The 16095-nt window shown below is 63.3% G+C and carries 13 protein-coding genes, 1 tRNA gene and 1 pseudogene; 7 read left to right on the top strand and 8 right to left on the bottom strand.

Annotation, left to right across the window (positions count from 1 at the left end; translation table 11 throughout):
- The first annotated feature begins 166 nt into the window (after positions 1-166).
- A tRNA-Thr gene (locus tag AC0L28_RS21440) sits at positions 167-242 on the top strand.
- Positions 243-366: 124 nt separating this feature from the next.
- Here the strand turns inward: AC0L28_RS21440 and AC0L28_RS21435 are convergent.
- Positions 367-1491, bottom strand: coding sequence for a PQQ-dependent sugar dehydrogenase (locus tag AC0L28_RS21435; RefSeq protein WP_128168283.1), 1125 nt, complete (start codon positions 1489-1491; stop codon positions 367-369).
- A gap of 297 nt (positions 1492-1788) precedes the next feature.
- Between AC0L28_RS21435 and AC0L28_RS21430 the strand changes: the two genes are divergently transcribed.
- The 3 genes from AC0L28_RS21430 (at position 1789) to AC0L28_RS21420 (ending at position 3267) form a co-directional block, all read left to right on the top strand.
- Positions 1789-2214 (top strand): globin family protein, encoded by a 426-nt coding sequence (locus tag AC0L28_RS21430; protein ID WP_287226842.1) that lies wholly within the window; start codon positions 1789-1791, stop codon positions 2212-2214.
- 65 nt (positions 2215-2279) lie between these two features.
- The gene (locus tag AC0L28_RS21425) at positions 2280-2606 is read left to right on the top strand and encodes a hypothetical protein (RefSeq protein WP_027151640.1); all 327 of its coding nucleotides are present in this window, start codon (positions 2280-2282) and stop codon (positions 2604-2606) included.
- A gap of 127 nt (positions 2607-2733) precedes the next feature.
- Complete coding sequence (locus AC0L28_RS21420; protein ID WP_128168285.1) at positions 2734-3267, top strand: DUF2380 domain-containing protein; 534 nt, start codon at positions 2734-2736, stop codon at positions 3265-3267.
- Between the two features lie 74 nt (positions 3268-3341).
- On the opposite strand, the gene AC0L28_RS21415 is transcribed toward AC0L28_RS21420, so the two are convergent.
- Genes AC0L28_RS21415 through AC0L28_RS21395 form a run of 5 tightly spaced genes read right to left on the bottom strand, consistent with a single transcriptional unit; the run spans position 3342 to position 8624 of the window.
- The gene (locus AC0L28_RS21415; RefSeq protein ID WP_128168286.1) at positions 3342-4172 is read right to left on the bottom strand and encodes a dipeptide ABC transporter ATP-binding protein; all 831 of its coding nucleotides are present in this window, start codon (positions 4170-4172) and stop codon (positions 3342-3344) included.
- A complete protein-coding gene (locus tag AC0L28_RS21410; protein WP_473480166.1) occupies positions 4169-5044 on the bottom strand; it encodes an ABC transporter ATP-binding protein in 876 nt (291 codons plus the stop codon). Before AC0L28_RS21410 ends, AC0L28_RS21415 begins: the two co-directional genes overlap by 4 nt.
- A gap of 2 nt (positions 5045-5046) precedes the next feature.
- Complete coding sequence (locus tag AC0L28_RS21405) at positions 5047-5964, bottom strand: ABC transporter permease subunit (protein ID WP_023802898.1); 918 nt, start codon at positions 5962-5964, stop codon at positions 5047-5049.
- A 1-nt stretch (position 5965) separates the two neighbouring features.
- The gene (locus AC0L28_RS21400; protein ID WP_023802897.1) at positions 5966-6973 is read right to left on the bottom strand and encodes an ABC transporter permease subunit; all 1008 of its coding nucleotides are present in this window, start codon (positions 6971-6973) and stop codon (positions 5966-5968) included.
- A 58-nt stretch (positions 6974-7031) separates the two neighbouring features.
- Positions 7032-8624 (bottom strand): ABC transporter substrate-binding protein, encoded by a 1593-nt coding sequence (locus AC0L28_RS21395; protein ID WP_023802896.1) that lies wholly within the window; start codon positions 8622-8624, stop codon positions 7032-7034.
- A 428-nt stretch (positions 8625-9052) separates the two neighbouring features.
- Here AC0L28_RS21395 and AC0L28_RS21390 point away from each other — a divergent pair, with 428 nt between their 5' ends.
- Positions 9053-10987, top strand: coding sequence for a long-chain fatty acid--CoA ligase (locus AC0L28_RS21390; RefSeq protein WP_128168287.1), 1935 nt, complete (start codon positions 9053-9055; stop codon positions 10985-10987).
- Between the two features lie 29 nt (positions 10988-11016).
- Positions 11017-11778, top strand: a complete 762-nt coding sequence (locus AC0L28_RS21385) for a class I SAM-dependent methyltransferase (RefSeq protein ID WP_473480047.1) — start codon at positions 11017-11019, stop codon at positions 11776-11778.
- Here AC0L28_RS21385 and AC0L28_RS21380 read toward each other — a convergent pair.
- Positions 11762-12484, bottom strand: coding sequence for an HAD family hydrolase (locus tag AC0L28_RS21380; RefSeq protein ID WP_023802893.1), 723 nt, complete (start codon positions 12482-12484; stop codon positions 11762-11764). The genes AC0L28_RS21385 and AC0L28_RS21380 overlap by 17 nt on opposite strands.
- Before the next feature lie 5 nt (positions 12485-12489).
- The gene (gene pgi, locus AC0L28_RS21375) at positions 12490-14133 is read right to left on the bottom strand and encodes a glucose-6-phosphate isomerase (protein WP_023802892.1); all 1644 of its coding nucleotides are present in this window, start codon (positions 14131-14133) and stop codon (positions 12490-12492) included.
- A 370-nt stretch (positions 14134-14503) separates the two neighbouring features.
- Here pgi and pdxR point away from each other — a divergent pair.
- Positions 14504-15985: pseudogene (gene pdxR, locus AC0L28_RS21370) on the top strand (MocR-like pyridoxine biosynthesis transcription factor PdxR); the annotation flags it as partial.
- Positions 15986-16095: the final 110 nt, after the last annotated feature.

The raw sequence follows: 16095 nt of genomic DNA, 5'->3' as shown, positions 1-16095 counted from the left end.
TTTCGCCGGTTTCCCGATGCAGCGCCAACGCGACGTCGCATGGCCGACGGGTGCGGCGGTCGCTTATAGGCCCGGGATGAGCCGACACGAATTGCCAAGTCCCATCTTGAATTTGTGGCGGGTTGCGTCTATCACCCAGCGCATCTTGGAGGCCTTGGCTTCCCGGGCCGCTTTAGCTCAGTTGGTAGAGCACATCATTCGTAATGATGGGGTCAGGTGTTCGAGTCACCTAAGCGGCACCACTAATCAACTGATATCATTACGCTTTCTGCTGTATCGAGACGCAACGTTTCGAATGAGTTGGAAGTGTGCCGAAAAGTGTGGCAGCGATGATGTTCGGCCCTTTCCCAGCACCACCGCGCGGCATCACTGCGACGCTGCCGGCGTCAGTCGCAATATCTTTCCCGCTGGTTCGTCGGTTAGCGCCATGACCCCGCCGTCGGGAGCCTGCACCACGTCCCGGATACGCCTGCCGAGAGCGAGGACTTCCTCGCCGGCGACCTGCTTTCCGTCGATCCTGACACGAACGATGCCTTCCGCCGACAGTCCGCCAATCAAGAGGTCGCCTCTCCAATCGGCAAACATGTCGCCGGTATAGAAGGTCATGCCAGAAGGCGAGATGACGGGCGTCCAGCTATGGATGGAGTCGGCAAACTCCGGCCGCGTCGACGGCTCGGGGATGCGTTCGCCAGAATAGTGCCGGCCCCAGCTGACCTCGGGCCAGCCGTGATTCCTGCCCGCTTGCGGAATGTTCAGCTCATCGCCGCCGAGCGGTCCCATTTCCGCCGTCCAGAGCACGCCGGTTTCGGGATGGAGCGCAGCACTTTGCACATTGCGATGGCCGTAGGACCAGATCTCGTCGGTGCCGTCCTTGCCGACGAAGGGATTGTCGTCAGGCACGGAACCATCGGGGTTGATGCGGACGATCGTGCCGAGATGATTGTTCGGATCCTGCGCCTCTCGCATCTTGCCGCGCTCACCGAGCGTGACGAAGAGCTTGCCATCCGGCGCGAATACCAGGCGGGAGCCGTAGTGCAGCCGGCTGGATACGGCTGGTTCCTGGCGGAAGATCACTTCGAAGTTCGAAAGCGCGCTGCCGTTCTCGTCCAGGCGCCCACGGCCGACCGAGGTGGCCGCGCCGCCGCCGCGTTCCTCCGAATAGGAGAGATAAACCGTCCGGTTGTCGGCAAAGTCCGGATCGAGGGCCACATCCAGCAGACCGCCTTGTCCGCTGGCGAGGACGTCCGGCACACCGTCGATCGGATCGGAAACGGCTCCGTCGGTCGAGACGAGCCGCAGCCGCCCCGAACGCTCGGTGACCAGCAACGCGCCGTCGGGCAGGTAGGTCGCGCCCCAGGGATGCTCGAGCCCTTCGGCAAAGGTCTCGACCGCAACGCGGCCTGTTTCGCTCTCGATGCTGTCCTGCGCGAGCGTGGTCGAGGGCGCACCGAAGGCGAGAAGAAAAGACGAAGCAATGAATATCCGCAGCATGATTTCTCCATCCGAACGGAGGCATAGGGGAGGAGCCGCCGGCTCCCCGATATAATGACCGACTGCCGATGCAGTTCCAAGCTGGCGCCGCGCCCCAGGTTTTCAGCTATGGCCAGGTCGAGGTCGGCGAGAGTTCGGCCTGGCACTCTCGGCGTGCCTCTAGGTAAAGAGGACAAATGAGCGCGAACTGAAAACCAATTGAGACACAACTGAAACACATCCAGGCGCAGGCGACATGCATGCGAAACGCTTTGGGGCGATGATCGCCGCAAGACCAGGAACGCAGGAGCGTCGCCGATGACACCCGACCAGATCAGACTTGTCCAGGACAGTTTTCGCGAGATCGTGCCGATCCGCGTGGCCGCCGCCGCGCTGTTCTACGAGCGCCTGTTCGCGATCGACGCGGATCTTCGCGCGCTGTTTCCGATGACAGACATGACCAAGCAAGGCGCCAAGCTGATGGCGAGCCTCGGCTTCGTCGTGCATGGACTGGAACGTGCCGACACCATCCTGCCGACGGTTCGCGTGCTCGCCAAGCGTCACGTGACTTACGGCGTCGAGGAGCGTCATTACCCGATCGTCGGGCAAGCGCTCATCGAGACGCTGGCGGCCGGCCTCGGCACGGCTTTTACGCCGGCTGTCCGCGAGGCTTGGGAGGCGGCCTACGGGTTGCTCGCCAGCGTGATGATCGCGGCTGCCCGTGAGGATCAGCTCGCCGCATAATTTTTGGGGATGCAGCCGCAGGCGACCACCCACCCAGACGACAATTCCAAATGGAGAGAAACACGATGTTCAGATACACAGCACTTGCGGCGCTTTGCGTCGTGGCAGGTTCCGCTTCTGCCGGCGAACTCACGGCCCGTCAGGGTGGGACCGTCGATCTCGGCAATTTTCACGGCGTCGTCTACTACACGGAGGCGGATGACGGCTACCGGGTGGTCACCACGATGGCGGCGGGCGAAGAAAACCTGCCAGTGCGCTTCGTCGCGACCCTCAGCGAGGGCCAGGCGTTCGTGATCTCGGTCCCGGGCGCATTGGCAGGGGCCGGCCAGGCACTCGAAATCTCGCGCGCCAAAGGCAAGCTGGTTGTCGCGGAGGTGGAGTCCACCCAGTAACGGGTTGAAAGTTGACGTCGCGACGCAACCGGGTAGTCTGCGCCCGCTTCCACGTCTTCCAACAGCGCGAAGAGACAAATCGGCACCGTCATTGGGATGGCTATCGTCCTAACCTCGGAGAAACGAGATGCTCAAGGTGCAAAGTGCGGAAGTTCGATTTCGACTTTTTGAGTGTGGACAATTTTTCCTGATCCTGATGGGCGCTGGTCTACTTGCGCCGGCCGCTTTTGCCGATGTCGCCGAGCCAGCGACCCTCGCCGTCGCGGATTTCGAGTTCAGGGATACATCAGGCGAAGTCAGGGACCAGACCGCCGAACACGAAGCGCGACTGAAGGCATTTGGCGTTGCGTTGCAGGATGGCCTTTCGGAGAAGATCAAGCTCGTCGCGTTACCCTGTCAGGCAGAACAGTGCACCATCAAGGACCCCGGCCTTGTCGATCTCTCGAAACAGGCAAAAACAGCCAGCGCGAAATATCTCCTGATCGGTCAGGTGCACAAGATGAGCACGCTGGTCGGCTGGGTGAAGTTTGCAGTGCTGGATTTGAGCAACAACAAACCTGTCTGCGATCGATACCTGACTTACCGGGGAGATACCGACGAAGCATGGCGGCGAGCAGCAGAGTTCACCGCGCGTGACGTCGAGAAGCACTGCATTCCGTAGGAATCGCGGTCGCTGTAGCCTTTGATCGGCCGGCGCCCTAACCTCAGCATGGGCTGGGTCCCGCAATTGCGGCGTCAGGCGGCCTTCTTCTTCGCCAGCCTCGCCTTGATGCTGGCAACGTCGGCGCGCGGCGTCGCCGCGAACAGCGTTTTGGTGTAGCTGTGCTTGGGGTCGGCAAAGACCTCGTCGCGCGAGCCGTATTCGACGGCCTCGCCGTAATACATGACCATCACCTCGTCGGCGATGTAGCGCACCACCGACAGGTCGTGGCTGATGAAGACATAGGTCAGCTCGAACTCGTCCTGCAGGTCGGCGAGCAGGTTGAGCACCTGCGCCTGCACCGACAGATCGAGCGCCGAGACCGGTTCGTCGAGCACCAAAAGGCTCGGATTGAGCATCAGCGCGCGGGCAATGGCGATGCGCTGGCGCTGGCCGCCCGAGAACATGTGCGGGTAACGGTTGTAATGCTCCGGTCCGAGGCCGACCTTCTTCAGCATCTTCATGGCGAGATCGCGCCGTTCGTCGGCTGGCGTGTCGGTGTTGATGAGCAGCGGCTCGCCCAGCACGTCGCCGATCTTCTGGCGCGGATTGAGCGAACCGTAAGGGTTCTGGAAGACGATCTGCACCTTGCGGCGCATCTCCTTCGTCAGCCCATTCCTGGCGATGTCGACCTTGTTGCCGTCGATGAAGAGCTCGCCCGCCGTCGCCGGATCGATCAGGGTGATGATACGTGCGAGCGTTGACTTGCCGCAGCCGCTTTCGCCGACGATGGCCAGCGTCTTGCCCTTGTCGACGCTGAACGAAACGCCCTTGACCGCGTGCACCGTGCGCGAGGGACGAAACAGGCCGCCGCCGACATGATAGTCGCGCACGATGTTCTTGCCTTCGAGAACCGTCACGCTCATGGCGCGGCTCCCGTTGCAGTCACGCTTCCAGGAGCAGAGGGGGCCGGTTCGAACAGCATGTCGGAAATGGTCGGCAGCCTGTCGCCGACGGCGTTTTCCGGCAGCGCCGACAGCAGCGCCCGCGTGTAGTTGCTCTTCGGCTGCTCGAACAGCGACAGAACGTCGGCCTCCTCCATCTTGCGGCCCTTGTACTGGACGATGACGCGGTCGGCGGTCTCGGCCACGACGCCCATATTGTGGGTGATCATGATCAGCCCCATGCCGTATTTGGCCTGCAAGCCGACCAAAAGGTCGAGGATCTGCTTCTGGATGGTGACGTCGAGCGCGGTGGTCGGCTCATCGGCGATCAGCAGCTTCGGATTGCAGGCGATGGCGATGGCGATCATGACGCGCTGGCACTGGCCGCCCGACATCTGGTGCGGGAATGAGTTCAGCCGCTCTTCCGGATCGGCGATGCCGACCAGCTTCATCAGTTCGATGGCACGGGCCCGGCGCTGGGCGCGGTCCATGCCCAAATGGAAGCGCAGCACCTCCTCGATCTGGAAACCAGCGGTGAAGCACGGGTTGAGGCTGGCGATCGGCTCCTGGAAGATCATCGAGATGTCCTTGCCGACGATCTTGCGGCGCTCGGACGGGCTGAGCTCAAGCAGGTCGATGCCGTCGAAGGCCATGCGATCGGCCTTTACCGTCGCCGTGTTCGGCAACAGCCCCATCACCGCGAGCATCGCCACCGATTTGCCGGAGCCGGATTCGCCGACGATCGCCAGCACCTCGCGCGGCTCGATCGACAGGTCGATGCCTTGCACGGCCATGAATGGTCCGGCGGCGGTATCAAACGACACGGTGAGGTTCTTGATCTCGAGAAGAGGCATGGTCACGACCTCTTCAGCTTGGGGTCGAAGGCATCGCGCAGGCCATCGCCGATCAGGTTGATCGCAAGCACCGTGATCAGGATGGCAAGGCCGGGGAAGGTCACCACCCATGGCGCGCGCAGGATGAACTCGCGCGCCGTGGCCAGCATGGTGCCCCATTCCGGGGTTGGCGGCTGCGCGCCGACGCCAAGGAAGCCAAGAGCCGCGGCCTCGAGAATGGCGTTGGAGAAGGACAGCGTCGCCTGCACGATCAGCGGCGCCATGCAGTTCGGCAGGATCGTCTTCACCATCAGCCTGAGATGGCTGGCACCGGCCACCTTGGCGGAGATCACATATTCGCGGTTCTTTTCGGCCATCACCGCCGCACGGGTGAGCCGCGCGAAATGCGGCTGCAGCACCAGCGCGATCGCCAGCATGGCGTTGAACAGGCCGGGTCCGAGGATCGCCACCAGAACCAGGGCAAGCAGCAGCGACGGGAAGGCCAGGATGACGTCCATGACGCGCATGATCAGCGTATCGACCCAGCCGCGGAAATAGCCGGCGAGCACGCCGAGGACGATACCGCTGGTCAGCGAGAAAACAACGACGACCAGACCGATGAACAGCGAGAACCGAGCCCCGAAAATCAGCCGCGAAAGCATGTCGCGGCCAACGGCGTCGGTGCCGAGCAGGAACGTCGATCTGCCGCCCTCCTGCCAGGCCGGCGGCGCCAGCAGCGCATCGCGGAACTGTTCGTCAGGCGAATGCGGCGCGACCAACGGCGCGAAGATCGCCACCAGCACCAGCGCAGTGAACACGACCAGGCCGATGACGGCGCCGGTGTTCATCGAGTAGTAATGCCAGAACTCGGTGAAGGCGCGTTGCCGGCCGCCGGTCGGAATGGAGGCGGCGGTGGCTTCTGCCGTGGTTTGGTCGGTCATCTCACTGCACCCGGATACGTGGGTTGATGACGGCGTAGAGCACGTCGACGATCAGGTTCACCGCCATGACGATCAGCGCGATGATCAGCAAGCCGCTCTGGACGACAACATAGTCGCGCTTGGCGATCGCGTCGATCATCCACTTGCCGATACCAGGCCAGGAAAAGATCGTTTCGGTCAGGATGGCGCCCGCCATCAGCGTGCCGACCTGCAGGCCGATGGTGGTGACGACGGGGATCAGCGCATTGCGAAAAGCGTGGAGCCCGATGACGCGACGCGGCGCCAGGCCCTTGGCGCGGGCGGTGCGGACATAGTCTTCGCCCAGCACCTCCAGCATCGCCGACCGCGTCTGGCGCGCTATGACGGCGAGCGGGATTGTCGCCAGCACGATCGCCGGCAGGACAAGATGACTGGCGGCGGACCTGAAAGCGCCGCTCTTGCCGGAGATCAGGCTGTCGATCAGCATGAACCCCGTCGTCGGCTTGAAGAAATATTGAAGGCCGATGCGGCCGGAAACCGGCGTCCAGCCGAGATAGCCGGAGAAGAAGATGATGAGCAGCAGTCCCCACCAGAAGATCGGCATCGAATAGCCGGTCAGCGCCACGCCCATCGTCGCCTGGTCGAACCAGGATCCGCGCTTGACCGCGGCGAAGATGCCGGCGGGAATGCCGATGAGCACGGCGATGATCAGCGCGATCGTCGCCAGTTCCAGCGTCGCCGGAAACAGCGCTTGGAATTCACCGAGCACCGGCCGCTTGGTGGCGAGCGATATGCCGAAGTCGCCGGTCAGGACCCTGCCGATATACTCGAGATACTGGACGACATAGGGCCGGTTGTAGCCAAACCGCTCGACAAGCTCGGCGTAGCGTTCCGGGCTGACGCCGCGCTCGCCGGCCAGGGCCGTGATCGGGTCGCCCGGCAAAAGCCGGACGAAAGCGAACGCCGCCAGCGATATGCCGAACACGGTCGGGATGATCAAGGCGAGCTTGTGGAGGAGATAGCGGAGCATCTTGCTTCATAGAACGGCGGCGCTTTAAGTCCAGCGTCGCCGTTCTATTTCTCAGCAGTTATTCGGCGACGTCGACGCCGTCAAACCGGTGGATGCCGAGCGGATCCATGACGAAGCCCGTAACTTTCTTGTTCATCGGCATGAAGACCTTGGAATGGGCGATGGTCAGCCACGGCGCCTCACGCTTGAACACGACCTGAGCCTCCTCGTAGATCTTGGTGCGCTCGGCGACGTCCGTGGTCGCCTTGCCCTTCTGCAGGAGGGCTTCGAACTCCTGGTTGCACCAGATCGCATAGTTGGACTGGCCGATGGCATCGCAGCCGAGCAGGAACAGGAAGTTGTCCGGGTCGCCATTGTCGCCGGTCCAGCCGAGCTGGAAGGCCCCGTCACGGTCCTTCTGCTTGCCGCGTTCGCGATACTCGGTCCATTCGTAGCTGACGATCTCGGCCTTCACGCCGATCTTGGCGTAGTCGGCCTGGATCAGTTCCGCGACCCGTTGGGCATTCGGATTGTACGGGCGGCTGACCGGCATTGCCCAGATCTTCATCGACAGATCCGTGACGCCGGCATCAGTCAGCATCTTCTTGGCCGCGTCGGGATCGTAGGGATCGTCCTTGACCTCCTTGTTATAGGACCACATCGTCGGCGGGATCGGGTTTATCGCCGCCTGGCCAGCGCCCTGATAGACGGCATCGAGAATGGCCTGCTTGTTGACGGCCATGTTGAGGGCCTTGCGGACCTCGACCTTGTCGAAGGGCGCCTGCGTCGTGTTGTAGGCCATGTAGCCGATGTTCAGGCCTTCCTGCTCGTCGACCTTGAGGTTCGGGTCGGCTTTCAGGCCGGCAATGTCGGCCGGCGCCGGGTACGACATGATATCGCACTCGCCCGCCTTCAGCTTCTGCGCGCGCACGGCCGGATCGGTGGTGATGGCAAAGATCAGATCGTCGATCTTCTGGCGGCCGCCATAGTAGCCGTCCCATGCCGCATAGCGGATGACCGCGTCGACCTGGTAGTCGACGAACTGGAACGGACCGGTGCCGATCGGCTTCTGGGTGAATTGCTGCCTGGTGCCAGCCTTGTCGAGCTGGTCGGCATATTCCTTGGAGACGATCGAAGCGAAATCCATGCCGAGATCCGGCAGAAAAGCGACCTCAGGCTTGTTCAGCACGAACTTCACCGTCAGGTCGTCGACCTTGACGATTTCCTTGAGAAGATCCGGGAAGCCCATGCCGGCAAAATATTCCCAGCCGGTGCCTGCCAGATAGTCGAACCACGGGTTTTCCTTCTTCCACTGGCGCTCGAAGGAGAAGATCACGTCGTCGGCGTTGAGATCGCGCGTCGGCGTGAAGTAGTCGGTGGTCTGGAACTTCACGCCCGGCCGAAGCTTGAATGTGTATTCGAGACCGTCGTCGGAAACCGTCCAGCTCTCGGCGAGGCCAGGCGTGATGGTGGTCTTGCCGTGTTCGAACTCGACCAGGCGCGAATAGATGGTGCGCGACGACGCGTCGAAATCGTTGCCACCGCTCCACGGCGACGGGTCGAAGCCGGCCGGCGACGCCTCCGAGCAGTAGACCAGCTGTTTCGCATTGGCCATGCCGCCGAGGACGCTTGCGGCCAGCAACGCGGCCGCAAAAGTCAGTTTCTTTTTCATGGAGGACTCCCTGATGTTCTTCCAAGCCCCTCTATCAGGCTCGTGAAGCGCGCATATAAGCACCGTTTTTCCGGCTTTGGAACACCCCGTTTGCCTACCCCATGGGAAGCAGAATTTATTTCTGCGCACTCGCCAAAAAGGAGAAAGAAATGTCAATTACCGCCTATCACGGTAATGTTAACGACTGCATTTTTTTATTGATCTTCAACCCGGCGTTGGTGAGGAACTGCGACCTTCGGCTGGTCGTTGCCGCGGACGATTTCTTCCCACCTTGCCGCAGGCGCAGACTTGCACGGCTGCCGATAGTCGCAATACATAGATGACAGGCTGGATTTCCTGGATGCCGGCAGCAGTGGAGGACGTCTCTGTCATTCGGAGGCGACGCGGCGAGCAGGCAGAGACAATAAGAACAATCGAGGGAGGGACGAGTGGCAAAAACACCAAGGACGACGGCACCAGCGACAGCCAAGGCCAAAACTGCTGCGAAACCGGCCAGCCCCGACAAGCTAAAAGCGCCGACGGCCAAAGCCAAGCCGAAGGCGGCCGCGGTGCCCGCCAAGGCCAATGTATCCGCGAAGGGTGGCGCAAAGCCCGCCGCCGCCAAACCAGCGGCGAAGGCGGCACCGACAGCGGCTGCATCGACGTCAAACCCAGGTCCGGCCACAAGGCTGCCGAATGTGGTTGCCGCCGGATTGCCGGAAAAACCCTGGCTCAAAAGCTATCCGAAAGTCGTTCCGGCCGAGATCGGCGCTCTGCCCTTCGGCTCCATCGGCGATCTGCTCGCCGACGTCTGCAAGCAGTACGCCAGCCGGCCTGCCTTTACCTGCATGGGCAAGACCATCACCTATGCGGAAGTCGAGCGGCAATCGGCCGCCTTCGGCGCCTATCTGCAATCGACGGGACTGCCGAAAGGCGCACGCGTGGCGCTGATGATGCCGAACGTGCTGCAATATCCGGTTGCGATGATGGCAGTGCTGCGCGCTGGCTATGTCATGGTCAACGTCAACCCGCTCTACACGCCGCGCGAGCTGGAACATCAGCTCAAGGATTCCGGCGCGCAAGCCATCGTCATTCTCGAGAATTTCGCCAGCACCTTGCAGGCGGTGATCGCCAAAACGGCGGTCAAGCATGTCGTGGTCGCGGCGATGGGCGACATGCTTGGCGGCCTGAAGGGGACGATCGTCAATCTCGTCGTGCGCCGCGTGAAGAAGATGGTGCCGGCCTGGTCGCTGCCGGGCCATGTCAAGTTCAACGCAGCGTTGAAGGCAGCCGCCGGCATGAATTTCAAGCCGGCGAAGGTCGCTGCCGACGACGTCGCCTTCCTGCAATATACCGGCGGCACCACCGGCATCTCGAAGGGCGCGGTGCTGCTGCACAGCAACGTGCTGGCCAACGTCGCGCAGAACGCGCTGTGGATCGAGGACGCCTTCACGGTCAAGCCCAAGCCGGCGCATCTCAACTTCATCTGCGCGCTGCCGCTCTATCATATCTTCGCGCTGACGGTGAACGCGCTGATGGGCATGCAACTGGGTGGCCAGAACATACTCATTCCCAATCCGCGCGACATTCCCGGCTTCGTCAAGCAACTCGGCAAATACCCGATCCACATCTTTCCAGGCCTCAACACGCTGTTCAACGCGCTGCTCAACAATGAGGATTTCCGCAAGCTCGACTTCAGGCCGCTGATCCTGACGCTGGGTGGCGGCATGGCGGTGCAGAAGGGTGTCGCCGAACGCTGGAAGGCGTTGACCGGCTGCCCGGTCACCGAGGGCTACGGGCTTTCGGAAACCTCGCCGGTGGCCACCGCCAACACATTCAGCGACGGCAACTTCACCGGCACGATCGGCCTGCCGCTGCCCTCGACCGAGATCGCCATCCGCGACGAAGACGGCAATGATTTGCCGCCCGGCGAAGTCGGCGAGATCTGCATCCGCGGACCGCAGGTGATGGCCGGTTACTGGAACCGGCCGGACGAGACCGCCAAGGTGATGACCAAGGACGGTTTCTTCAAGTCGGGCGACATGGGCTTCATGGACGAGCGCGGCTTCACCAAGATCGTCGACCGCAAGAAAGACATGATCCTTGTGTCCGGCTTCAACGTCTATCCGAACGAACTCGAGGAAGTGGTGGCGCTGCATCCGGGCGTGCTCGAAGTGGCCGCGATCGGCGTGCCGGACGAGCATTCAGGCGAAGTGCCGAAGCTGTTCGTCGTCAAGAAGGACCCGTCGCTGACCGCAGAGGTGCTGACTGTCTATTGCCGCGAGAACCTGACCGGTTACAAGCGGCCAAAATACATCGAGTTTCGGACCGAACTGCCGAAGACGCCGGTCGGCAAGATCCTGCGGCGGGCGTTGCGGGAATAGGAAGAATTTGGGCGGGAATAGGGACAATTTTGGCCGATAGCCTTACTGTCGATGACGCGGCGGATACGCTTTCCCGTCCCGATCCGCTAACGTTCATCAAGGCGAACATGCGTATCGCCCCTGTTGCCGCGCTTCCCGAAATCCGGCTTTATGCAGCCCATCCAGCGAGCGGACTGTGGCGGCTGACGCGTCCACAAGGACGAGCAGCCGAGCCGGAAGAAGAAGCAAACGAAGCCGACGAGGATGGCCCCGAGCCGCAGCCTCCTTACTGGGCCTATGCCTGGGCCGGCGGCGCGGTGCTTGCCCGCTACATCCTCGATCGGCCGGAGACCGTGGCTGGGCTTCGCGTGCTCGATCTCGGCGCCGGGTCTGGCCTCGTCGGTATCGCCGCGGCAAGGGCCGGCGCCAGCCAAGTGATTGCATCCGAGATCGACCGCAATGGCGTCGCCGCGCTCGGTCTCAATGCGGCGGCGAACGGCGTCGAAATCACGGTCGTCGGCGAGGACATCACCGCTGGTCCGCCGCCGCCAGTGGACGTCGTGGCAGCCGGCGACTTGTTTTACCGGCAAGATCTCGCCGACCGGGTCATCCCCTTCCTCGACCGCTGCCTGGCCGCCGGCATCAATGTGCTGATCGGCGACCCGGGCCGCGCCTACTTGCCCCGCTCGCGGCTTCACCTTCTGGCCGAATACCAGGTGCCGGATGTCGGCCAAGGCACGGCGACGAAGCCGAGTGGCGTCTTCTCGTTCGAGCCGGAGCAACCCGGAGGCGAGTTCAGATCGTCTCCTTGACCTTTGCCGAAAGAAAGTCGGGCAGATCGGCAACCGAATCCAGAATGACGTCGGCGATCTGCGACAGCGATTCCCGCGTGCCGGTGCCGGAAAGCACGCCGATCGCCAGACCGCAGCCGCCGGCCCGCGCCATCTCCAGATCGTGGCGATTGTCGCCGACCACGGCGATCGCGGCAGGCCTCAGGCCGGTCAGGTCCGAGAAGGCGAGGATCGTGTCGGGCGCCGGTTTCGGATTGGCCACCGCGTCGTAACCATAGGCGGCGTCGAACAGCTGCGCGACGCCCAGCGTGAGCAATGTCTTCTCAGCGCCAGTGGTCGAATCGTTGGTGGCGACGCCGAGCCGGTAGGATTTCCTGTGAAGAACGCCAAGCGTCTCGACGATGCCCGGCAGCGCCACCGCCATCGACGAGCCCTGCACCGACGTGATCTCGTTGAAGCGGGCGACGGCAAGCATCTGGTCTTCATCCGATAGTCGCGGAAACCAAAGCTCGACGACATCCATGTTGGTGCCGGAGGCAAAGATGGAATCGGGCTTGAAGCGTTTGGTGGCGAAATCGTAGCCCGCCGCGGCAAGCAGCCTGTCGGCCTTCCAGCGGTCGCCCTCCGCCGCATCCATCGCCATGAAATCGGCAACGCCGAGCCACGTCGCGTTGAAGTCGACAAGGGTGCCGTCCTTGTCGAACAATATTCCCTTGATCTCGGCCAAGCCGCTTACTCCGATCCGCGCAATCGATGGATGTGTCCCACCAGTCCGGCAGTCGAAGCGTCCCGCTTTGCGGCATTCTCCTTGCCTTCCACGACAGGCAGCAGCCCGGTCGCCAGTTCCTTGCCCAACTCGACGCCCCACTGGTCGAAGGAATTGATGTTGAAGAGCGTGCCCTCGACGAAGACGCGGTGCTCATAGAGCGCGATCAGCCGTCCGAACGTATGCGGATCGAGTTGTCTGTAGAGGATCGTCACCGAGGGCCGGTTGCCGGAGAAGACGCGATGCGGGGCGATCCTGTCGACCTCGGTGGGCGCCATGCCCTTTGCCAGCATCTGCGCACGCGCTTCCTCCAGCGTGCGACCCTTCATGAACGCCTCCGACTGCGCCAGGCAGTTGGCGAGCAACAGGTCGTGGTGATGATTGAGATCCGGCTCATGGCCGATGGCTGCGGCGAGGAATTCGACCGGAATGAAATCGGTGCCCTGGTGCAGCAGCTGGAAGAAGGCGTGCTGGCCATTGGTGCCGGGCTCGCCCCAGACCAGCGGGCCGGTCGGCGTCTGGACAGCGCCGCCGTCGAGGGTGACGCTCTTGCCGTTCGATTCCATATCGAGCTGCTGCAGATAGGCCGGCAGCCTGGACAGGCGCTGGTCGTAGGGAATGACGGCGCGGGCGGGGTATTGGCAGATCACCCGATGCCACCAGCCGATCAGCCCCATCAGCGCCGGCAGGTTGCTGGCCAGCGGCGCCGTCTGGAAATGTTCGTCCATCGCATGCGCGCCATCGAGAAAGGCGCGAAAATTCTTCGGGCCGACGGCGATCATCACCGGCAGGCCGATCGCGCCCCACACCGAATAGCGTCCGCCGACCCAGTCCCAGAAGCCGAAGACGCGGTCGGACGCAATGCCGAACTTGGCCACCAGGTCGAGCGCCGTCGAGACGGCGGCGAAATGCTTGCCGACCGCTTCCTTGCCGAGCGCCTTCTGCACCCATTCGCGCGCCGTCTCGGCATTGGTCATCGTCTCGATGGTGGTGAAGGTCTTGGAAGCAACGATGAACAGCGTGGTTTCGGCGGAGAGGCCCTTCAGCGTGTCGTGGATATGGGCGCCATCGATGTTCGACACGTAATGCGTGCGCGGCCCGTCGTGATAGGGCGCCAGCGCCAGCGTCGCCATGGCCGGGCCAAGGTCGGACCCGCCGATGCCGATGTTGACGATGTCGGTGATCTTCTTGCCGGTGGCGCCGGCCGCCTTGCCGGAGCGCACGGCATCGGCGAAGCCGCCCATCGCATCGAGCACGGCGACAACCTGCGCCTTCACGTCCTGGCCGTCGAGCACGATGCCCTTGCCGTTCAGGTTGCGCAGCGCGGTGTGCAGCACGGCGCGGCCTTCGGTGACGTTGATCTTCTTGCCCGAGAACATCGCAGCGCGCCGGCCTTCGAGATCGGCGGCTGCCGCCAGCTTCTCGAGCAGATCCATCGTCTGCGCATCGACCGCGCATTTCGACCAGTCGAGCAGCAGGTCGCCGTCGGTGGCGGAGAATTTTTCGAAGCGCTGCGGATCGGCGGCGAAAGCCTCGCGCATGCTGCCCGATTTGGCCGCACGGTGATCGCGCAGGGCGTCGAGCTGTTTTTGAAAGGACGATTGATCCACTGCCTCACTCCGAGCCTTGAAATGCCAACATAACAGACCGGGTGTTTCCGGCGCGTGTCGTCGCGCCGAACTATCTAGCCGAAATCGACTGGTTTCAATGCGCCGCGATGACGCGTTGCGTCAGGCAGCGATGACGCAACGCGGCACGCGGGGGATGGCGCGCTGCGTCAGGCAGCCGGATGACGCTTTGCGTCACCAGCGGGATTACGCGCTGCGTCACCAGCGGGATGACGCTTTGCGTCACCCTTGGGAAGGATCACTGGCGTAAATCCCAGTGATCAGAAAAATTGATTGGCGCAACAGCTTGTGCCACCGGTACATTCGACTGGTCCAGCCAGGTGAAAAAGGCTGGCCATCGAGGAACATCCCCATGCCACAGCGAAACGACACGGCCATATGGTCCGGCCTGTTCCGGATTTCGGCGGAATCCGGCCAGACCCTGCAGGCGCAGATCCGCCAAGCGATCGTCGCCGCCATCCTCGACCGGCAAATCGCCGCTTCGATGCCGCTTCCGTCCTGCCGGATCCTGGCCGAGAAACTCGGCGTGGCGCGCGGCACCGTCGTGCTGGCATTCCAGCAGCTCGTCGACCAGGGTTTCCTGGTGGCGCGCGAACGGCGCGGCCATTTCGTCAATCCGGACGTGCTGGCGACGCCGGCCAAACCGCACCAGAAGGCGCCAGACCAGGCCAATGAGATCGACTGGAAGGCGCGCCGGCAGATCGCGGCCAGTGACATGCCGCCGCCGGCCAAGCACGACAACTGGATCAAGTCGTCCTACCCCTTCGTCTATGGCCAGTTCGATCCGGCACTGTTCCCGACAGCCGAGTGGCGCGAGTGCAACCGCATGGCGCTGGCCGTGCTCGAGATCCGCAATTGGGCGTCCGACATGGTCGACCGCGACGATCCGCTTTTGATCGAGCAGATCCAGGCGCGGCTGTTGCCGCGGCGCGGCATCTTCGCCAATCCCGATGAGATCATCGTCACGCTCGGCGCGCAGAACGCGCTCTACATGCTGGCGACGCTGCTGATGACCAAGGGCTCCAAGGTGGCCATGGAAGACCCCGGCTATCCCGACGCACGCTCGATCTTCCGGCTGGCGGGTGCCGACGTCGCACCGGTCCCGGTCGACCATTCCGGCATTGTAACCGCTTCTATTCCCAACGATTCCGGCTTCGTCTTCGTGACGCCCAGCCACCATTGCCCGACCATGGTGCCGCTGTCGGCGGAGCGCCGGCAGGATTTGCTGGCGCGCGCCAATCGCCACAACCAGATCATCATCGAGGACGGCTATGACAGCCAGCTTCTGGACGAGGCGCCGCAGCAGGCGCTGAAGAGCCTCGACCGTTCCGGCCGCGTCATCTATGTCGGCTCGATGTCGAAGACGCTGGCTCCGGGCCTTAGGCTCGGCTACATCGTCGCCTCGGCCGGGCTGATCTCCGAGCTTCGCGCGCTGCGCCGCTTCATGCTGCGTCATCCGCCGGCCAACAACCAGCGCGCGGTCGCGCTGTTCCTGTCGCTTGGCCATCACGAGGCGCTGGTGCGGCGGCTGTCGAGCGCCTTCGACGAACGGCGCAAGCGTCTGATCCATGCGATTTCCGCCTTCCTGCCGGAGTGGCGCTCGACCGATTCCGCCGGCGGCGCGTCGCTCTGGCTCGAAGGGCCGCGCGGCACCGATTCGCGCGGGCTGGCCGAGGCCGCCGCCTCGCGCAGCGTCATCATCGAGCCCGGCGACCGTTTCTTCGACCGCACCGAAAAGCCGTCGCGCTTCATGCGGCTCGGCATCTCCTCGATCGCGCTGCAGCACATCGAGCCCGGCATCCGCGAACTGGCGAGGGGGGGGGGGGGGGGGCCCCCGCCCCCCCGCCGGGTGGGGGGGGGGGGGGGCCCCCGCGGGGGGGGGGGGGGGGAGGAGACCGCGGAGCCCCGCCACGAGTTTTAGGAGAGGGGGAGGGAGGGCGGGGG

The organism is Mesorhizobium sp. WSM4847 (genome assembly GCF_055811335.1).
The sequence above is the reverse complement of the archived record's forward strand: the minus strand, read 5'-3'. Positions and strand labels throughout refer to the sequence as shown.

What these genes read in the sequence shown, in the direction of transcription:
- AC0L28_RS21435 (WP_128168283.1), bottom strand. Translation starts at nt 1,491, where the DNA reads ATGCTGCGGATATTCATTGCTTCGTCTTTTCTTCTCGCCTTCGGTGCG.
- AC0L28_RS21430 (WP_287226842.1), top strand. Translation starts at nt 1,789, where the DNA reads ATGACACCCGACCAGATCAGACTTGTCCAGGACAGTTTTCGCGAGATC.
- AC0L28_RS21425 (WP_027151640.1), top strand. Translation starts at nt 2,280, where the DNA reads ATGTTCAGATACACAGCACTTGCGGCGCTTTGCGTCGTGGCAGGTTCC.
- AC0L28_RS21420 (WP_128168285.1), top strand. Translation starts at nt 2,734, where the DNA reads ATGCTCAAGGTGCAAAGTGCGGAAGTTCGATTTCGACTTTTTGAGTGT.
- AC0L28_RS21415 (WP_128168286.1), bottom strand. Translation starts at nt 4,172, where the DNA reads ATGAGCGTGACGGTTCTCGAAGGCAAGAACATCGTGCGCGACTATCAT.
- AC0L28_RS21410 (WP_473480166.1), bottom strand. Translation starts at nt 5,044, where the DNA reads ATGCCTCTTCTCGAGATCAAGAACCTCACCGTGTCGTTTGATACCGCC.
- AC0L28_RS21405 (WP_023802898.1), bottom strand. Translation starts at nt 5,964, where the DNA reads ATGACCGACCAAACCACGGCAGAAGCCACCGCCGCCTCCATTCCGACC.
- AC0L28_RS21400 (WP_023802897.1), bottom strand. Translation starts at nt 6,973, where the DNA reads ATGCTCCGCTATCTCCTCCACAAGCTCGCCTTGATCATCCCGACCGTG.
- AC0L28_RS21395 (WP_023802896.1), bottom strand. Translation starts at nt 8,624, where the DNA reads ATGAAAAAGAAACTGACTTTTGCGGCCGCGTTGCTGGCCGCAAGCGTC.